Origin of the sequence: Amycolatopsis sp. NPDC051106, from assembly GCF_040682775.1 — a bacterium.
Taxonomy (GTDB): Bacteria; Actinomycetota; Actinomycetes; order Mycobacteriales; family Pseudonocardiaceae; genus Amycolatopsis.
Window position 1 is genome coordinate 1 of record NZ_JBFBBQ010000096.1, and the last position, 17,792, is coordinate 17,792.

20 protein-coding genes and 1 pseudogene are annotated in these 17,792 nt (G+C 70.6%); 14 read left to right on the forward strand and 7 right to left on the reverse strand.

Annotated features, from left to right (window positions below):
* The 6 genes and pseudogenes from AB0M83_RS40665 to AB0M83_RS40690 form a co-directional block, all read left to right on the forward strand.
* Window positions 1–298: pseudogene (locus AB0M83_RS40665) on the forward strand (hypothetical protein); the annotation flags it as partial.
* Window positions 299–400: 102 nt separating this feature from the next.
* Window positions 401–901, forward strand: coding sequence for a YbaB/EbfC family nucleoid-associated protein (locus tag AB0M83_RS40670; protein WP_364525876.1), 501 nt, complete (start codon window positions 401–403; stop codon window positions 899–901).
* A gap of 14 nt (window positions 902–915) precedes the next feature.
* Window positions 916–1,722 carry a WXG100 family type VII secretion target gene (locus AB0M83_RS40675; protein WP_364525878.1) on the forward strand — a complete coding sequence of 269 codons (807 nt, stop codon included), beginning with the start codon at window positions 916–918 and terminating at the stop codon, window positions 1,720–1,722.
* Between the two features lies 1 nt (window position 1,723).
* The gene (locus AB0M83_RS40680) at window positions 1,724–3,067 is read left to right on the forward strand and encodes a hypothetical protein (RefSeq protein ID WP_364525880.1); all 1,344 of its coding nucleotides are present in this window, start codon (window positions 1,724–1,726) and stop codon (window positions 3,065–3,067) included.
* The gene (locus tag AB0M83_RS40685) at window positions 3,015–3,464 is read left to right on the forward strand and encodes a hypothetical protein (RefSeq protein WP_364525882.1); all 450 of its coding nucleotides are present in this window, start codon (window positions 3,015–3,017) and stop codon (window positions 3,462–3,464) included. The genes AB0M83_RS40680 and AB0M83_RS40685 overlap by 53 nt, the downstream gene beginning before the upstream one ends.
* Window positions 3,454–4,422 carry a hypothetical protein gene (locus tag AB0M83_RS40690; protein ID WP_364525884.1) on the forward strand — a complete coding sequence of 323 codons (969 nt, stop codon included), beginning with the start codon at window positions 3,454–3,456 and terminating at the stop codon, window positions 4,420–4,422. The genes AB0M83_RS40685 and AB0M83_RS40690 overlap by 11 nt, the downstream gene beginning before the upstream one ends.
* On the opposite strand, the gene AB0M83_RS40695 is transcribed toward AB0M83_RS40690, so the two are convergent.
* The 3 genes from AB0M83_RS40695 to AB0M83_RS40705 are packed head-to-tail and all read right to left on the reverse strand — an operon-like array spanning window position 4,416 to window position 7,096.
* Window positions 4,416–5,324, reverse strand: coding sequence for a glycosyltransferase family 2 protein (locus AB0M83_RS40695; RefSeq protein ID WP_364525885.1), 909 nt, complete (start codon window positions 5,322–5,324; stop codon window positions 4,416–4,418). The genes AB0M83_RS40690 and AB0M83_RS40695 overlap by 7 nt on opposite strands.
* Window positions 5,324–6,139 carry an ABC transporter ATP-binding protein gene (locus tag AB0M83_RS40700; protein ID WP_364525887.1) on the reverse strand — a complete coding sequence of 272 codons (816 nt, stop codon included), beginning with the start codon at window positions 6,137–6,139 and terminating at the stop codon, window positions 5,324–5,326. Before AB0M83_RS40700 ends, AB0M83_RS40695 begins: the two co-directional genes overlap by 1 nt.
* 3 nt (window positions 6,140–6,142) lie before the next feature.
* The gene (locus tag AB0M83_RS40705) at window positions 6,143–7,096 is read right to left on the reverse strand and encodes an ABC transporter permease (protein WP_364525889.1); all 954 of its coding nucleotides are present in this window, start codon (window positions 7,094–7,096) and stop codon (window positions 6,143–6,145) included.
* A gap of 144 nt (window positions 7,097–7,240) precedes the next feature.
* Here AB0M83_RS40705 and AB0M83_RS40710 point away from each other — a divergent pair, with 144 nt between their 5' ends.
* From AB0M83_RS40710 to pseI, 4 genes are read left to right on the forward strand one after another with little or no spacing between them, the layout of a single operon-like run.
* Window positions 7,241–7,867 (forward strand): hypothetical protein, encoded by a 627-nt coding sequence (locus AB0M83_RS40710; RefSeq protein WP_364525939.1) that lies wholly within the window; start codon window positions 7,241–7,243, stop codon window positions 7,865–7,867.
* Window positions 7,868–7,898: 31 nt separating this feature from the next.
* Complete coding sequence (locus AB0M83_RS40715) at window positions 7,899–8,333, forward strand: hypothetical protein (protein WP_364525891.1); 435 nt, start codon at window positions 7,899–7,901, stop codon at window positions 8,331–8,333.
* Between the two features lies 1 nt (window position 8,334).
* Window positions 8,335–8,787, forward strand: a complete 453-nt coding sequence (locus AB0M83_RS40720) for a GNAT family N-acetyltransferase (protein ID WP_364525893.1) — start codon at window positions 8,335–8,337, stop codon at window positions 8,785–8,787.
* A 26-nt stretch (window positions 8,788–8,813) separates the two neighbouring features.
* Window positions 8,814–9,863, forward strand: coding sequence for a pseudaminic acid synthase (gene pseI / locus AB0M83_RS40725; protein WP_364525895.1), 1,050 nt, complete (start codon window positions 8,814–8,816; stop codon window positions 9,861–9,863).
* Here the strand turns inward: pseI and pseC are convergent.
* Together pseC and pseB are read right to left on the reverse strand one after the other, a co-directional pair.
* On the reverse strand, window positions 9,860–10,990 hold the full coding sequence (pseC, locus tag AB0M83_RS40730; RefSeq protein WP_364525897.1) for a UDP-4-amino-4,6-dideoxy-N-acetyl-beta-L-altrosamine transaminase: 1,131 nt from the start codon (window positions 10,988–10,990) through the stop codon (window positions 9,860–9,862). The genes pseI and pseC overlap by 4 nt on opposite strands.
* Window positions 10,983–11,966: a UDP-N-acetylglucosamine 4,6-dehydratase (inverting) gene (gene pseB, locus AB0M83_RS40735; RefSeq protein WP_364525899.1), complete on the reverse strand. Its 984-nt coding sequence runs from the start codon at window positions 11,964–11,966 to the stop codon at window positions 10,983–10,985. The genes pseC and pseB overlap by 8 nt, the downstream gene beginning before the upstream one ends.
* Window positions 11,967–12,007: 41 nt before the next feature.
* Between pseB and AB0M83_RS40740 the strand changes: the two genes are divergently transcribed.
* From AB0M83_RS40740 to AB0M83_RS40750, 3 genes are read left to right on the forward strand one after another with little or no spacing between them, the layout of a single operon-like run.
* Window positions 12,008–12,754, forward strand: a complete 747-nt coding sequence (locus tag AB0M83_RS40740; protein ID WP_364525901.1) for a glycosyltransferase family protein — start codon at window positions 12,008–12,010, stop codon at window positions 12,752–12,754.
* Complete coding sequence (locus AB0M83_RS40745) at window positions 12,751–13,710, forward strand: spore coat protein (RefSeq protein ID WP_364525903.1); 960 nt, start codon at window positions 12,751–12,753, stop codon at window positions 13,708–13,710. The genes AB0M83_RS40740 and AB0M83_RS40745 overlap by 4 nt, the downstream gene beginning before the upstream one ends.
* A gap of 16 nt (window positions 13,711–13,726) precedes the next feature.
* Window positions 13,727–14,869: an epoxide hydrolase family protein gene (locus AB0M83_RS40750; RefSeq protein ID WP_364525905.1), complete on the forward strand. Its 1,143-nt coding sequence runs from the start codon at window positions 13,727–13,729 to the stop codon at window positions 14,867–14,869.
* A gap of 57 nt (window positions 14,870–14,926) precedes the next feature.
* Here the strand turns inward: AB0M83_RS40750 and AB0M83_RS40755 are convergent, their stop codons facing one another.
* Window positions 14,927–15,481: a bacterial proteasome activator family protein gene (locus tag AB0M83_RS40755; RefSeq protein ID WP_364525907.1), complete on the reverse strand. Its 555-nt coding sequence runs from the start codon at window positions 15,479–15,481 to the stop codon at window positions 14,927–14,929.
* A 134-nt stretch (window positions 15,482–15,615) separates the two neighbouring features.
* On the opposite strand from AB0M83_RS40755, the gene AB0M83_RS40760 reads away from it, so the two are divergent.
* Window positions 15,616–16,815, forward strand: a complete 1,200-nt coding sequence (locus tag AB0M83_RS40760) for a cysteine desulfurase-like protein (protein WP_364525909.1) — start codon at window positions 15,616–15,618, stop codon at window positions 16,813–16,815.
* On the opposite strand, the gene AB0M83_RS40765 is transcribed toward AB0M83_RS40760, so the two are convergent.
* Window positions 16,812–17,789: an NAD(P)H-quinone oxidoreductase gene (locus AB0M83_RS40765; protein ID WP_364525911.1), complete on the reverse strand. Its 978-nt coding sequence runs from the start codon at window positions 17,787–17,789 to the stop codon at window positions 16,812–16,814. The two genes, AB0M83_RS40760 and AB0M83_RS40765, sit on opposite strands and share 4 nt — an antisense overlap.
* Window positions 17,790–17,792: the final 3 nt, after the last annotated feature.

Consider the following 17,792-nt stretch of genomic DNA (forward strand, 5'->3'; position numbering starts at 1 on the left):
GACGGTGGTGAACTGCGCCGGCAGCTCGACGGGCGCGGGTGCCGCCTCGGGTGCGGCCCGGCCGGGCGGCATCGGCGCGGCGGAAGCGGCCGCGGGACGCGGGATGGGCGGCCTCGGTGCCGGTGGCGCGGGCGCCGGTCGCGGCGGCATGGGCGCGGGCGGTGGCATGGGCCGCGGCCAGAAGGGCGAGGGCGACGAGGACACGGAGCACTCGCGTCCGACCTACCTCGTCGAAGGTGACCCCGACGAGGTCTTCGGGACGGACATGCGCACCGCGCCGCCCGTGATCGGCGAATAACGGACATAACGGAACGGCCCCGGGGAACCGGGGCCGTTCTCTGTTTGCGCTGGTCGTGGAACCAGTAACCTTCGCGGCGCGTCGGACACCGCGGAGGCGAGCATGACACCTGAGGAATGGCTGGCGGGCTTCGAAACGAAGATCGCGGACGTCCAGGCGAAGGCCGAAGAGTTCCGCGTCGGGCTGGAGGCTGCGGGGACGACCGTCGCTTCGCCCGACGGGACCATCCGCGTCGGCGTCGCCCCGAACGGCTCGCTCACCGACCTGCGGCTCACCGACTCCGCGCTGGCCGGGAAGTCCGGCGCCCAGCTCGCGGAAGAGATCCTCAAGCTCGCTCGCAAGGCCCAGCGCGGCGCCGCCGTCAACGTCGCGGCCGCGTTCGCCCCGCTGGGCGGCGACTCCGAGGCGATGCACATGGTCACCGGCTACGTGCCGCCGGAGGAGCCCGAAGAGCCGCCCGCGCCCGAGCCGGTCCGGGAACGCCGGCTCTGGCAGCACGACGAGCCGGAAACCCCGCCGCCACCGCCGGTACGCCGCCCGTCGCGGCCGCCGCGTGACGACGATGACGACTTCGGGGACACCACGTTCCTGCGCCGGGACTGAGGGGAGGAGAAACCATGACCACCGCGACTTCGGGTGCCGGCATCGTCGACACCTACGCCGGGCTCGTCGACTCGATCAAGTCGGACTCCGAGTCCGAAGGTGAACACGTCCTCGGGGTCGCCGTCAGCGCGGCCGGCGCGGTCGTCGACACCGTCGGCGCCGCGATCGACCCGCTCGGCGCCATCCTCAACGCCGGCGTCGGCTGGCTGCTCGAGCACGTCAGCTTCCTGCGCGAGCCGCTCGACGCGCTGCTCGGCAACCCCGACGAGATCAACGCGAACGTCGACCAGCTCAAGTCCGCCGCGGCCGAGATGCACACGCTCGCCCAGGAGCACCGCGACGACCTCCGCAGCGTCGCCGAGTGGACCGGCCAGGCCGCCGACGCCTACCGCGACAGCCTCACGAAGATGGCCGAGGAGCTGGAGTCGCTCGGCAAGACGCTCGACGGGACCGCGGCGGTCGCGGGCATCTCCGGCATGCTCGTCTGCACGTTGCGCGGCATCGTCTTCGGGCTCATTTCGTCGGTGATCGCCGAGCTGATCCGCGACGCGCTGATCGCGGCGGCCTCGGCGGTGGTGACCTTCGGCGGTTCGATCGCGGCGTTCTGCGGTGTCGCGTCGGCCCGCGCCGCGGCGACCGCGTCGAAGATCGCCGGCAAGATCAGCAAGCTCCTGGAGGGTTTCGCGCGCCAAGGCGGCCGGCTGGCCAAGCTGATGGAAGCGATGGAGAAGCTGACCAAGGGCCTCGACCGGTTCTCCACCGTCGGCGGCCTCACGATGGGCGCTTACCAGGCCGCGAAGCCGTACGAGACGGAGGCGTGACGTGGCGACTCACCACACGAGTACGCCGCACCACACCAGCACGCCCCACCACACGGACACGTCGCCGACACACCACGAGACGTCGAACGCACACCCCACCGAGCCGCGGCCGGCGCGCGAACCGCACACGAGCGCCGGCGGTCACGGCGGTGGGTACGGGGTCCACACGGACTCGCTCGGCACGATGGAGGGTCACCTCGGCCGCACGAAGGACAAGGTTCACGCGGTCGGCCAAACCGTGGCAGGGGCGAACTTCGGCGCGAAGTCGATGGGCGTGATCGGCTCGGGGATGACCGGCACGCTCAACGGCACGGTGTCGGCGGCCAAGGAGCACGTGGCCCGCGCGGGCAAGGCGGTCGAGGACGCGGGAGCGCGCACGAAGGCGGTCCGCGAGCACTACCAGACCACGGAAGCGAACAACGCGGCCACGATCGCGGCGGCGGGCAAGCCGGTCGACGCACCACCGGCCAAGACAGCCGGTGGCGGCGGAAACCCGCCCCCACCAGGCTCGAACCCCCCACCTCGCCCGCCGGACGACGGCGGCGGAATGCACAACAACCAGGGCCACCACGCGAGCGACGACGAGCTGCGCGGCCAGTACACGCGCGAGTCGATGCAGACGCGCCCGACATCGACGGACAACCAGATCCGCGACGCGGCGGCCCGATTGGGCTACGACCCGGACCGCCACCTGGCGATGACCCTTCAACCGGTCACGGACCTCACCCATGCGCAACGAGCCGAGATCGTGGCGGTGCGCAACGAGTTGAAGGCGAACCCGGGCGAACTCATGACCAAGGTGGTGAAGCCGGAGATCGGTGAGGCCACGGTCGGCAACCAAACCACGGTCGTGGATCGTCACTCCGGGGCCACCAGGCCCAACTACCCCGACTCAGTGGCCGGTTCGGTCGCTCGCGGGAGCGACTCGGCTCAGTACGGCACTCCGCAGGAGTTCCGGGACAAGCTCGCCCTCGACGACAAAGGCGCGGGGTGGACCCCGATCCAAGCCGGCGCGAGCGAGGCTTATCAGCTCCGGTTCCCGGCCTCACGGGATTCGTCCGCCATGGAGATCAGCTACGGCGGCACCGATCCGGGCTCGGTCAGCGACATGCAGGCCCTTTCCGGCCAGCCGAACCCGCGGCCGATGGACCCGCCGTTCCTCGGCACCGGCTACACCGGCGGCGGTGTTCCGGAGTGGATGCACGCCCCGCGGGACTATCGGGGCCGTGGTGAGATGTGGCTCGTGCACGCGGACGGCACCGAATCCCTGGCGGGGGTCTACCTCCCCGATCGTGGCTGGTTCGATGTGCGCGGAAGAGGAGGGGCAAGTGCCGGAAATCCGTAAGATCTCGCCCGCCGAGCGCGCGGTCTACCGAGGCGAAACTTATGCCGCGGCCGAGCGGGTTCCCGCCGATGTGCAGCTCTACCGCGATGGCGTTCCGTGGAAGCTGGTGCCGGTCGCCGACCTCGACGAGTGGTACATCATCCGGACCTGGGGCACTTTCCTCGAGCACGAGTTCGAGGTGGTGGACGAGCGCGACGGCCGCTACTCGCTGTTCATGACGGCCGGCGACGGGCAGTGGGCGGCACGGGTCTGGGCGGAGCCGGAGGCATACCCCGAAGTGGAGTTCCAGCGGCCGGAAATGATGATGTTCGTCGCGTTGGCTCCGAAAGACATGGTCACCGATCTCCGAGAAGAGCGCACCGACTACCCGACAGCAGAGGAAACCGATGACCGCTGACGCACCCGCCGGTCTCCTCGGCAGCACGGTCGTCCAGCTCCCGGTCAAACCGGGCCTGGTCGGCCTCTACCTGGGCAACGTCCTCGTCCCCGGCCGCTTCGAACCGCACCGGGTCCAAGGGTTCGCCGGCCGCGCCGAGGACGTCGCCGAACTCGACACCGCCGCCATGGTCCGGAACTACGGCCTCGCCAAGATCCCCGGCTGGGGCCCGCTCGACGAGCTCTACCTGCTCCGGTTCACCGCCGGCCACACGTTCCCGTTCCGCACCTCCTACGGCTCGAGCGACCGCGAAATCTCCGCCGAACTCGGCGTCGCCCGCGTCTACCCGCCGCCGTACCTCGGGACCGGGTACTTCCCCGGCGTCGACCACCCGCTGCCCGAATACGTCCTGCGGCTGGTCGAAATCCCCGTCGGCGCCGAACTCCTCGTGCGCCGCGCCGACAACACCGAGGAGCGGCTCGGGCAGTACCACAGCCGTAAGGTCGGCTGGATCCCCGAGCAGAAGGACGCTTTCGGCGAAGCCGCGTTCTTCCCGCCGCCCGTGCCGCTGCCTCCACTCGTGCGGCGGGGCTACACCGCGCGGTACCGCGGTGGGGACTTCGACGCCGAGTTCGCCGGCCCCGCCCGGGTCGTCCTGCACCCGCTGCCCGGCGCCGCCGCGCCCCCCGACTTCGGGGAGACCTACGGCTTCCGGATGAAGGCCGTCGACCAGGTCGAGCTGGACGAACTCACCTTCGTGCGGACGCTGTGCCGGTGGCGCGGTGGCACCTTCGAGCTCCTCGGCCGGACGCGCGACACCGCCGACCTGCACCTGGCCGACGAGGACTACCTCATCGCGCGCGACCTGGGACTGTCCGAAGTGGACTACCGCGTGTGGCGCCGCACCGTGCCCGCCGCCGAGCTCACCGACGTCCGGACGGAGTCCGTGCCGGTGCCGCTCGAAGGGCAGTTTCAGTAGCGGTAGAACTTCTCCGCGCGGCCCTGGCGCACCAGCTTCAGCCACTGCATGAACGCCTTCGGGTCGCGCTTCACGCCTACGAAGTACAGTCCGAACCGGAGAATCTCCAGCGCGCCGATCTTGCGCATTCCCGGCTGGGACAACAGGTACCCGCGGTTGCGGTACGTGTAGTACCGCTTGACCTCGTTCTCCGGGTCCTGCGCGTGGAACTTGCCGCCCAGCATGGGCTTGAACTCGTCCGAGCCGTCCGGGTGCAGGTACTTCGTCTTCAGCGACGTGCCGAACGGCAGCCCCGACCGCACCAGCCGGCGGTGCAGCTCGACCTCGTCGCCGCGGAAGAACAGGCGCAGGTCCGGCACCCCGACGACGTCCAAAGTGGACGCGCGGAACAGCGCGCCGTTCATCAGGGACGCGATGCCGGGCAGGAAGTCCACGCCCAGCTCGGACTGCGACCGCTTCCACGTCAGGCCGCGGCGGAGCGGGAACGCCAGCTTGTCCGGGGCGTCGATGTTGGACACCACCGGCGAAATCTCCGCCAGGTTCCGCTTTTCCGCCTCCGCCAGCAGGATCGCCAGCACGTTCTCGTCAGCCGGCCGCCCGTCGTCGTCGGCCAGCCAGACCCACTCCGCGCCCAGCGACAGCGCGTGCAGCATGCCCAGCGCGAACCCGCCGGCACCGCCGAGGTTCCGGTGCGACGGCAAGTACGTGACCGGCAGCGGGTAGTTCTCGACGACCTCACGAGCCGAGTCGTCCGGCCCGTTGTCCACCACGACCAGGTGGTCGACCGGCCGGGTCTGGGCCGCGATGATCTTCAGCGAGTCCGCGAGCAGCTCGCGCCGGTGCCGCGTGACGACCACGCCGACGACCGCGCCGTCGGGCAGCTGCCGGGTCTCGCTGGCCATCATTCGCCGCCGTTCGTCGTCGCCGCCGGCTCGACGCCGAAGCGCGCCAAAGTTTCCTGGCTCATGTTCTCGAACGGGTCACGCCCCTTGTACGCGGTGAGGACGTCCCGCAGCGAACCCTGCTGCTTGATGTGGCCTTCGTCCATCCAGAGGGCCGAGTCGCACAGCTCGAACAGGAACTCGTCGGAGTGGCTGGCGAACACCAGGATGCCGGAGCGCTTGACGAGGTCCTTGAGCCGGTCGCGCGCCTTGTTCAGGAACGCCGCGTCGACCGCGCCGATGCCCTCGTCGAGGATCAGGATCTCCGGGTCGATCGACGTGACGACACCCAGCGCCAGCCGCACGCGCATGCCCGTCGAGTACGTCCGCAGCGGCATCTGCAGGTAGTCGCCGAGCTCGGTGAACTCCGCGATGTCGTCGACGCGCTTCTCCATCTCCTTGGCCGTCATGCCGAGGAAGAGGCCGCGGATGATGATGTTCTCGACCCCGGAGATCTCCGGGTCCATGCCGACGCCGAGGTCGAACACCGGCGCGATCTTGCCCTGGATCCGCGAGGACCCGCGGGTCGGCTCGTAGATCCCGGCGAGCAGCCGCAGCAGCGTGGACTTGCCGGCGCCGTTGTGCCCGACCAGGCCGACCCGGTCGCCTTCGCGCAGCGAAAGCGTCACGTCGTGCAGGGCTTCGATGATCGGCACCTTCGTGTCGGTGCCGATCTTGCCGCCGACCTTGCCGAGGACCTTCTTCTTCATCGACCGGGTCTTCGCGTCGAAGATGGGGAAGTCGACGAAGGCGTTGTGGACGTCAATGCTGACCATTTGTCACACCCAGTAGGAGACGCGAGCACGGTAGTTGCGCATCGCGACGAGCGCGAGCGCCCAGCCGACGATGGTGATGGAGCCGACCACGATCCAGTTGCCCGGCGTGAACGACTGGCCGAGCAGCGGGGCCCGCACCACCTGCATGAAGTGGTACAGCGGGTTCAGCTGGATGATCGGCAGCACCCACGAGATGCTCGCGCGAGCCCCGCCGCCGAGCAGCTGGTCGACCGGCCACACGATGGGCGTGCCGTAGAACAGCAGCTGGATCAGCGAGTTGATGACCTGCGGGATGTCGCGGAAGCGGGTCGAGATGATGCCCAGCAGCAGCGTCACCCAGCCCGCGTTCAGCGCGAGCAGGAAGAAGCCGGGGATGGCGAGCAGGATGTTCCAGCTCAGGCCCGGGTGGCAGTACAGGTCCCCCTGGCACAGGCCGTCCGGGGAGCCCAGGGAGTACGGGTTGTCCAGTGCGCTGAAGAAGATCACGAGGATCACGACGTAGACGATCATGTTGTGCGCCAGCAGCAGCGTCTGCCGCCACACCGTGCGCAGCATGTACACGCTCAGCGGTGCCGGGAGCTGCTTGATCAGGCCCTCGTTGGAGATGAACGTCTCCATGCCCTCGGCCAGGCACCCGCTGATGAAGCCCCACAGGATGAAACCGGTGGACAGGTAGGGCAGGAACACCTCGATCGGCGAGTGGAACAGCTGCGAGTACAGCAGTCCGAGCCCGAGCGCGATGACCGCCTGGCTGATGGTGATCCAGAACGGACCGATCACCGAGCGGCGGTACCGCTGCTTGATGTCCTGCCAGCCGAGGTGACCCCACAGCTCGCGGGCGGAGAAACCGGCCTTGATGTCGGCGAAGGCACGCGCGAACGTCTTGCTGTCCGACGTCGGGGGCGCCGACGTCGCTACGGGTGAGTCCGCGGCCTGAACCGTGCTGGTGGCATGCACGTGGACGAGGGTACCGATGGGATGAGCGGCGTCCGGCCCACCCCGCCCGTGTGGTAGAGGTTAGGGACCGCTACGCGGTGGGGTGTGTCCTGCGTGCTGGTACTTTCTCCGCTTATGACTGCTGCTCTCGGCGCGGCGAGCTTGATGGTCAACCTGCTCGCGGCGTACGCCGACCGGCCCGACCCGCGCTCGGTGGCCGTCGTCGGAAACCAGCCGCTCCCGCCCGACCCCCAGCGGGCGAAGGCGATCGACGCGTGCGACCTGGTGATCCGGGTCAACGGCTTCGTCGTCGACAAACCGGGCGAGGAGATCGTCGGCTCGCGGACGCACGTCGTGGTGTTCAACCGGGCGATCCGGGCCACCCCGTACGTCTTCCAGGACTATCGCAAGCGCCTCTACCTGCTGGTCGAGCCCGGCCGGATGCACTGGGAACCGGAGGACGTGCCGGGCTGGTGGCCCCCCGACCTCGGCGCGGTCCCGGTGTCGAACCGCGAGGTCGTGCTGCCGCTGTCGGACGCGCTGGGCCTGCCGACCCGCGACGAGCCGACCTGGTCGACCACCGGCACGCTGGCCGCCTGGATCGCGCGGACGTCGTTCCCGACCGCGCAGCTCGTGCTCACCGGGTTCTCGTTCATCGACAACCCGGACCAGACGTCGTGGGAGCACGCCGCGGGCGATTCCTGCATCGTCGGGCCGGAGCACCAGATCGCCGCCGAAGGGCGGCTGCTGGACTCCTGGACCAAGACCGGTGACACCACCCTCCTGCGCTAGACGCGCCTCCCCACCCACGTAAGGACCACTCATGGCAGTGCAGAAACTCGGCAGAGGCCTCGTCGACCGGATCGCCCGGCTCATCGACTTCCGGGTCGACGACCGCACGCGCGGGCTGGCCGAGCGCGTCAACAACCTCGAGCACGCCACCGCCGACCACCGGCGCCGGCTCGACAACGCCGAGCACAACCTCGAGCAGGCCCGCGGCGACCTGCGCTGGACCCGCGCCGAGCTCGACCGCCTGATCCCGCACGTGGCCGCGCAGGAAGGTCGCCTGGAGACGCTGCGCGAGTCGATGTCGCTGGTGCCCAGCACCGACAGCGCCCAGATCTCCGAAGCCCGCACGCTCATCGAGGAGATCCAGCGCCAGCACGCCCAGATCCGCGTCCGGCTCGCCGGCATCTCCCGCTACGAGGACCGGCTGCGCCGCCTCGAGGACCGGGTCGAAGAGCCCGTCAGCCAGTAGGTTGCGCGCCCGGGAAGCCACCGAAGCCGACGCCGGGCTGCTGCTCGGCTGGCGCAACGACCCGCGGACGCGGCAGTCGTCGCGCTCGACGGCCGTGGTGGCCATGGCCGAGCACCTCGCGTGGTTGCGCGGGGTGCTCGCCGATCCGGGCCGGCTGCTGCTCGTGGTCGAGCACGAAGACGAGCCGGCGGGCACCGTCCGGTTCGACCGCCGGGACGGTGACGGCTGGGAAGTCAGCATCACCCTCGCGCCGGAGCAGCGCGGCCGCGGCCGGTCCGGCGCGGTGCTCGCCGAGGGGGAGCGGGCGGCGCGCGAACGCCTCGGAGTCCGGGTCGTGCTGGCCGCCGTCCACCAGGACAACGCCGCTTCGGCGAAGCTCTTCGAGCGTGCCGGCTACGTCGAAGCCGCGCCTGCCGTCAGCGGCTTCCGGCAGCTGCGCAAGACTCTGAGCTGACCCGCAGTCCACCCCGGGGAGGCACCATGCACGACATCCGGTTCGGCGCGCACCACATCGGCCCCGGCCACGCGCCGTTCGTCATCGCCGAGATGTCCGGCAACCACAACGGCGATCTGGACCGGGCGCTGCAGATCATCGACGCCATCGCCGAAACCGGCGCGCAGGCGGTCAAGCTGCAGACCTACCGCCCCGACACGATCACCATCGACGTCGACACCCCGGCGTTCCGGATCGGGGACTCGCATTCCCTCTGGGGCGGCGAGAACCTGTACAAACTGTACGAAAAGGCGCACACGCCCTGGGAATGGCACGCGCCGCTGTTCGAACGGGCCCGCGCTCGCGGGCTGGAAATCTTCTCCAGCCCGTTCGACCCGACCGCGGTCGAGCTGCTGGAGTCCCTGGACGCGCCGGCGTACAAGATCGCGTCGTCGGAGATCGTCGACCTGCCGCTGATCGAGCTGTGTGCGCGCACGGGCAAGCCGCTGGTCATCTCCACCGGCATGGCGAACGTCGCCGAGATCGACGCCGCGGTGCGCACCGCCCGCGAGGCAGGCAACGACCAGCTGATCGTGCTCGGCTGCACCGCGAGCTACCCGGCGTCGCCGTCCGAGAGCAACCTGCGCGGCCTGCCGCTGCTGGCCGGCCTGACGCAGACGCTGGTGGGCCTCTCCGACCACACGCCGGGCATCGGGGCGCCGGTCGCGGCCGTCGCGCTCGGCGCGGTGGCCATCGAGAAGCACGTCACGCTGGCCCGGGCCGACGGCGGCGTCGACTCCGAGTTCTCGCTGGAGCCGGCGGAGCTGGCCGCGCTGGTCACCGAGACGCACCGGGCGTGGGAAGCGCTGGGACAGGCGGTGCTGGGCCCGCGCGAAAGCGAGAAGGAGGGCCTGCGGCTGCGCCGGTCTCTCTACGTCGTCGAGGACGTGAAGGCGGGCGACGAGGTGACGCCGGCGAACGTCCGGTCGATCCGGCCCGCCGGCGGGCTGGCCCCGGCCGAGATCACCAAGGTCGTGGGGCGCACCTTCCGCGTCGACGCCGCGAAGGGCACGCCCCTGACCTGGGACCTGATCTAGAAGAACGCGCGCACGGCGTCGACGACGCGGTCGACGTCGGCGTCTGTCAGCGACGGGAACAGCGGCAGCGAGAGCTCCTGCTCGTAGTACGCCTCGGCGTTCGGGCAGAGCCCGCGCCGGTAGCCGAGGTCCTCGAACACCGGGTGCCAGTACGCCGGGATGTAGTTGACCTGGACGCCGATGCCGACGCCCCGCAGGTGCTCGAACAGCGCCTTGCGGCGGCCTTCGAGGACCCGCAGCGGGTAGAGGTGCCACACGGGGTCGGCGCCCGGGCGGCTCGGCGGCGTCGCCACGCCCTCGACGTCGGCCAGCGCCGCGTTGTAGCGGGCGTGGATCTCGGCGCGGCGCTTCTTGAACTCCGCGAGCCGCGTCAGCTGGCTGCTGCCCAGCGCGCAGAGGACGTCCGGCAGGCGGTAGTTCAGGCCGAACTCGTGCACCTCCTGGTGCCAGCCGCCTTCGTCCGGGTAGCGCTGCTCGGCGCGGTCGCGGACCAGACCGTGGTTGCGGAACTTCCGCGCCCGGTCGAGCAGGTCTTCCCGGGGCGTGACGACGGCGCCGCCTTCGGCCGTCGTGAGGTTCTTCGTCGGGAAGAACGAGAACGTCGTCAGATCGGCGATCGAGCCCACCGGGCGGCCCTGCCAGGAGCCGCCGACGGAGTGCGCCGCGTCCTCCAGCAGCAGCGCGCCCGCGTGGTGCGCGACCTCGGCGAGGGCGTCCAGCTCGGCCGGGTGGCCGGCGTAGTCGACGGCGGCGACGACCTTCGTCCGCTCGGTCACCGCGGCTCGGGCTGCCTCGACGTCCAGGTTGCCGGTGTCCGCCTCGACGTCCGCGAAGACCACCTTCGCGCCGTGCAGCGCGGCGGTCGCGGCGGTGGCGACGAACGTCATCGGCGAGGCGACGACCTCGTCACCGGCTTTGATACCCGCTGCCGCGTACGCGACGTGCAGCGCCGCGGTGCCCGAGGTGACGACGACGGCCGGTGTCCCGCCGGTGTGCGTCGCGAGGTCGTTTTCGAACTGCTGGACCGCGGGCCCGGTCGTCAGCCAGTCGCCGCGCAGGACGTCGACGACGGCCTGGATGTCCTCTTCGCTGATCGACTGGCGGCCGTACGGCAGGAAGTCACCCATGCTGCTCGACCAGTTCGCGCAGCTCCTCCGCGTCCAGCCAGAGGTCGTTGGTGTCCGAGCGGTAGGCGAAGCCCTCCGGCATCGGCGTGCCGTCCGCCGGCGGCTGGAAGCCCCAGCCGGCCAGGTGCGGCTGCACGACGTAGCGGTCCTTGAGCTGGACCGTCCGGCGCGCGTCGTCGGGGGCGATCATCTCCTCGTGCAGCTTCTCGCCCGGGCGGATGCCGACCTCGTGCATCTCGCTGCCCGGCGCGATCGCCTGGGCCAGGTCGACCAGCCGCATGCTCGGGATCCGCGGCACGTACAGCTCGCCGCCGTGCATCTGGTCGAAGGAGTCGACGACGAACCGCACGGCCTGGGGGAGCGTGATCCAGAACCGGGTCATGTCCTTGTGCGTGATCGGCAGCGACTCGCCCTGCTCGGCCAGCTTGCGGAAGAACGGGATGACGCTGCCGCGCGAGCCCATCACGTTGCCGTAGCGGACCACGGAGAACCGCGTGACGTGCGCGGCCGCGTAGTGGTTGCCGCTGATGAACATCCGGTCGGCGCACAGCTTGGTGGCGCCGTAGAGGTTGATCGGGCTCGACGCCTTGTCCGTCGACAGCGCGACGACCTTCTTGACGCCGGTGTCGATCGCGGCCTCGATGACGTTCTGCGAGCCCATGACGTTGGTCTGGACGAACTCGAACGGGTTGTACTCGCCGGTGTCGACCTGCTTGAGCGCGGCGGCGTGCACGACGTAGTCGACGCCGTGCATGGCGCGCTCGAGCCGGCGCCGGTCGCGGATGTCGCCGATGAACCAGCGCAGGCGCGGGTCGTCGCCGAACAGCTGGCGCGTTTCGTACTGCTTCAGCTCGTCGCGGGAGAGCACGACCAGCCGGCTCGGGTTCAGTTCGGCGAGCGCGTGCGCGATGAACGCCTTGCCGAAGGAACCGGTCCCGCCGGTGAGCAGGATGCTGGAGCCATCCAGCTCGGACATCGTTGACCTCCGCGTTTCGGTGACTGTGGCCGTCGGCCATCATGTCACCCATGCGTGCAGCGCCCGTGGTCAACGCCGTCATCCAGGCCCGGTCGTCCTCGACCAGGCTCCCCGGCAAGGTGCTGCGCACGCTCGGCGGCCGCAGCGTGCTGGGCTGGGTCGTCCGGGCCGCGGCGGCCGCACCCGGCGTCGACCAGGTGGTGGTCGCGACGTCTTCGGACGCTTCGGACGATGACGTCGCTATCGAGGCGGCTCGGTGTGGCGCCGCGGTGGTGCGTGGCCCGCTCGACGACGTCCTCGACCGCTTCGGGCTGGCGTTGCGAGAGCACCCCGCCGACGCCGTGATCAGGCTCACCGCCGACTGCCCGCTGCTGGACCCGGCGCTGATCGGCCAGCTCGCGACGCTGTGGCGGGCCCAGCCGTCGCTCGATTACGTGAGCACGACGCTCGTCCGGACGCTGCCGCGCGGCTTCGATGCCGAGCTGGTGCGAGCCGCCGTGCTGGCCGAGCAGGTCTCGACGGCTGTGGGCGCGCACCGCGAGCACGTCACGTCGGGCATCTATTCGGATCCTTCGCGCTACTCGTGCACCGGGATCGTGGTGAGCCCGGCGGCCGGCGACCTGCGCGTGACGTTGGACACCGCGGAGGACTGGTCTTTGCTTTCCGCTGTGGTCGGCGAACTCGGCGACGGCGTCGGCGACTGGCGGGCGGTGGTCGCGCTGCTGCGGTCGCGGCCGGCCCTGGTGGCGCTGAACGCGCACGTCGAGCAGAAGAAAGTCGGCTCGTGAAGCTGCTCCTGCGCGCGGACGCGTCGGCGTCGATCGGCGCCGGGCACGTCGCGCGGATGGTCGCCTACGCCGAGCGGGCGGTGGCGCGGGGTTGTTCGGTCGCGTTCTCGGGCCGCACCGACAACGCGGAGTGGCTCGCTTCGCGCTTCGACGAGCTGGGCGTCTCGCGCGGGTCGTTCGACGCTGCCGGGTTCGACGCGGTGATCGTCGACCACTACGGCCTCGGTGACCTGCGCGAAGAGGTCAACGCAGCCGGCGCGCTGCTCGTGTCGATCGAGGACGACGTGTTCGGGCGCCGGCCCGCGGACATCGTCGTGGACTCGGGATTCGCGCCTTCTTCCCGGCCTGACGACGGCTCGGACGTCTTGCTGCGAGGGATCGCGTACGCGCCGCTTCGGGACGTCGTGCGGTCTACGCGCCGGGTGCTTTCCGGGCCGACGCCGCACGTCACGGTGGCCCTCGGCGGTGGTGACCAGTGGGCGCCGACGGTCGGGTTGCTGCTTCGCGCGCTTCGCGACACGGAACTGCCGTTCGCGGCGGACGTGCTGGTGCGCGGCGAACCCGCGCTGCCCGCCTTGCGGCCGGACCAGTCGATCCGGGTCGCGGCGCCGAGCCCCGCGCTGCTGGAGCTGTTCGCGACGACCGACGTCGCGGTGAGCGCGGCCGGGGTGACGTTCGTCGAGCTGTGCTGCCTCGGCGTCCCGACGGCGGCGGTGCGGCTGGTGGACAACCAGGAGCCGGGCTACCGGGCGGCGGTGGAGCTCGGTCTGGCGGCGGGGCTCGGCCCCGCGGAATCCTTGGCGGAGCGGCTGCCTTCGGTCACCGCGGTGTTGCGTTCACTGCTGTCCGACGCGGCGCTCCGGGAGCGGCTGTCGGCGACGGCGTCGTCCACAGTGGATGGTCGTGGCGTCGACCGGGTACTGGATCGTCTCGAGGACCGGATCTGTCCGCGATAGCTCCTACCGTCGGGGTATGACGATCACGCCGTTCCACATCGACGTCCCGCAGAGCGCCCTCGACGACCTCCGCGCGCGCCTGGCGAACACGCGCTGGCCCGACCAGCCCGCCGACGCCGGCTGGCGGCTCGGGGCGCCCGTCGACTACGTGCGTGAGCTGGCCGACTACTGGCGCACGGGCTTCGACTGGCGGGCGCAGGAAGAGCGCATCAACGGTTTCCCGCAGTTCACGACGACGATCGACGGCACGAAGGTGCACTTCCTGCACGTGGTCTCCCCGGAGCCGTCCGCGACGCCGGTGCTGCTGACGCACGGCTGGCCGGGTTCGATCGTCGAGTTCCTGGACGTCATCGGCCCGCTGACGGACCCGCGCGCGTACGGCGGCGACCCCGCTTCGGCGCTTACGGTGGTGGTCCCGTCGATCCCGGGCTACGGCTTCTCAGGGCCGACACCGACGCCGGACTGGGGCCCGGACCGCATCGCGCGGGCGTTCGCGACGCTGATGACGAGCTTGGGATACGAGCGCTTCGGAGCCCACGGCGGCGACTGGGGCGCGATCATCTCGCGGGAGCTGGCGATCCAGTTCCCTTCGCGGGTGCTGGGGATCCACGTGACGATGCTGGCGTCGGCGGTGGCGCGAACCCCGTCGGACCTCGCCGGCTTGAGCGGTCCGGAACTCGCCAAAGCCGAGCGTTCGCTGGAGAAGGGCCAGGCGTTCTCGGCGTCCGGAACCGGCTACGCGATGATCCAGGCGACCAAGCCGCAAACGCTTGCGTACGGCCTGCACGATTCCCCGGCAGGACAGCTGGCGTGGATCGCGGAGAAGTTCCGCTCGTTCTCGAACACCTCGGTGGACTTGATCGATCGCGACGACCTGTTGGCGGACGTGTCGATCTACTGGTTCACGGAGACGGCCAACTCGTCGGCCCGCTTGTACGCGGCGCTGACGGGAGGCTGGGGAGCACCACCGGCGTCGAACGTGGTCCCGACGGGAGTGGCGGTCTTCCCGGACGACATCGGCCTGCCGATCCGGACATTGGCGGAGCGAACGGACAAGATCGTCCACTGGACAGAGTTCCCCCGCGGCGGCCACTTCCCGGCCCTGGAGGAACCGGACGCCCTGATCGGCGACATCCGGGCGTTCTTCCGCGGCGTGTAGTTGTCCACAGGGGTTGTCCACAGGCCCCTCGGTCTGTGGACAACCCGGGACGAACCGTCAGAGGTACTGCCCGGTCCCCGAGATCCCCGGCCCATGCCCCTCATGAGCCCCACCGGCAGCCGAAGGCCCGGCCGGCAACCCGCGCCGCATCTGCTCCAGCTGAACTCGGGCCGCCATCTGCTGGGCGAACAACGCCGTCTGGATTCCGCTGAACAGACCCTCCAGCCACCCGACCAGCTGAGCCTGCGCGATCCGCAGCTCCGCGTCCGAAGGCGTCGAGTCGTCCGTGAACGGGCGGACCAGGCGCTCGAGCTCCTCCTGGAGTTCCGGTGCCAGCGAAGCCGCCAGCTCCTTCACCGAAGTCTGGTGGATCTCGCGGACCCGGGTGCGGGACGCGTCGTCCAGCGGGGCCGCGCGGACCTCCTCCAGCAGCTGCTTGATCATCGTGCCGATCCGCATCACCTTGGCCGGCTCTTCGATGAGCTCGCCCACCGCCTCGGCTTGCTCCGCGCCCTCGAGACGGGAGCCGTCTTGCCCGACTACCACCACGTGGGGTGAAGATTCCTGGCCGGGGTCACCCGCTGTGAAGTTCGGCTCGGTCATGTGCTCCATCCTGGCTTGCGTTCAACACGCTCCGCGACACCTGCGGGGTGTTCGTCTCCGAGCGTAGCGGCTATCGGGGTTCCCGGTGGTTCTCCACCCAACCCCGGACGCACGGCGAAACCGCACGTCCGTACGGTGTCCCCATGGCGTTCGACGTCGCTCGTATCCGTGGGCTCTTTCCCGCGCTGGGTGACGGCTGGATTCACTTCGACGGCGCCGCCGGAATGCTGGTCCCGGAACAGGTCGCTTCGGCCGTTTCCACGGCGATGCGCGCCCCGGTGTCCGGGCCGGGCGGAGCGTTTCCGGCCTCACAGCGCGCGGAAAGCATCGTGACCGCGGCCCGCCGGGCCGTCGCCGACCTCGTCGGTGCCGATCCGGCCGCCGTCGTGCTCGGCCCGAGTGCGCCGGTGATGCTGCGCCGCCTCTGCGACGCGCTCGCCGAGCGCTGGACCATCGGCGACGAAGTCGTCGTGTCGAGGCTCGACGAACAAGCGAACCTCGCGCCGTGGCAGCGCGCCGCGAAGCGCGTCGGCGCCGTCGTGCGGTGGGGCGAAATCGACATCGAGACCTGCGAACTGCCCGCGTGGCAGTACGAGCAGCTCGTGTCGGCGCGCACCAAGGCCGTCGCGGTCACGCTCGCGTCCGGGTCCGTCGGCACCCGGCCGGACGTCCCGACGATCATCGAGTTCGCCAAGCGCGTCGGCGCGCTGGTCGTCGTCGACGCCACCTACGCCGCGCCGTTCCTGCCGCTGGACATCAACGCTCTCGGCGCCGACGTCATGGTCGTCTCCGCGCAGGCGTGGGGCGGCCCTTCGGTCGGGGCGCTCGTCTTCCGCGACCCCGAACTGATCGAACGCATCTCGTCCGTCTCGCTCGACCCGGCGGCGCGCGGCGCGGCCCGCCTCGAGCTGGGGCCGCACGCCTATCCGCTGCTGGCCGGGCTGATCGCGTCCATCGACTACCTCGCCGGCCTCGACGACGCCGCGTCCGGCTCCCGCCGCGAGCGGCTGGTCACCTCGCTCGGCTCGGCGAAGTCGTACCACGCCGGGCTGCTCGCGCAGCTGTCCACGGAGCTGCTGTCGTTGCGGCACATCATGGTCATCGGCAACGCGATGCGCCGGATCCCCGCGCTCGCCTTCGCCGTCGCCGGCAAGAAGGCACCCGAAGTGGCCGAGTACCTGGCGTCGCAGGGGTTGTGCGCCTTCGCGGACGACGGCGCGGCCGGCGTCTTCGCGTCACTCGGCGTCGGAGAAGTGGGCGGCGCCGTGCGGATCGGGCTCGCCCACTACTCCAACGTCTTCGAGATCAACCAGCTCGTGCGGGTCCTCGACGAACTGCGTTAGGACTTCGCGGCCAGCAGGATCTTGCCGAACACACTGCCCTCTTCCAGGGCGCGGTGCGCGGACGCGGCCTCGGCCATCGGGACGACCTGGCCGATGACCGGCTTGACGGCACCCTCCGCGACCAGCGGCCACAGCCGTTCGCGGACGTCGGCGACGATCGCCGCCTTCTGCTCCAGCGGCCGGAAGCGCAGCCCCGCCGCGAACACCGAAGCCCGCTTGCCGAGCAGCGCGCCGACGTTCAGCTCGCCCTTGACCCCGCCCTGCATGCCGATGATCACCAGCCGGCCGTCCTGCTGCAGCGCGTCGACGTTGCGGCCCAGGTAGGACGCGCCCATGTTGTCGAGGATGACGTTCGCGCCGCCGAAGTCCTTCTTGACGACCTCGACGAAGTCCTTTTCCTTGTAGTTGATCGCCAGGTCCGCGCCGAGCTGGCGGCAGCGGTCGAGCCGGTCTTCCGAACCCGCGGTGACTACGACGGTCGCGCCGAGTGCCTTGCCGACCTGGATCGCGTGCGTGCCGATGCCGCCGGCGCCGCCGTGGACCAGCAGCACCTCGCCCTCGGCGAGCTTCGCGTGCATCACGACGTTTGCCCAGACCGTGCACGCCACCTCGGGCAGCCCCGCCGCGGCGATCAGGTCGACCTCGCCCGGCACCGGCAGCAGCTGCCCGGCCGGGACGACGACCTTCTCCGCGTAACCGCCGCCCGCGAGCAGCGCGCAGACCTCGTCGCCGACGGTCCAGCCTTGGACGCCTTCGCCGAGTTCGGCGATCGTGCCCGAGCACTCCAGGCCGATCGTTTCGCTGGCGCCGGGCGGCGGTGGGTAGTGGCCCTGGCGCTGCAGGAGGTCCGCCCGGTTCACCGCGCTCGCCGTGACGTCCAGCAGCACTTCACCGGGGCCGGGGCGCGGATCCGCGACCTCCGCCCACTCGAGAACTTCCGGGTCACCTGGCTCACGGATGGTGATCGCGTACATGCG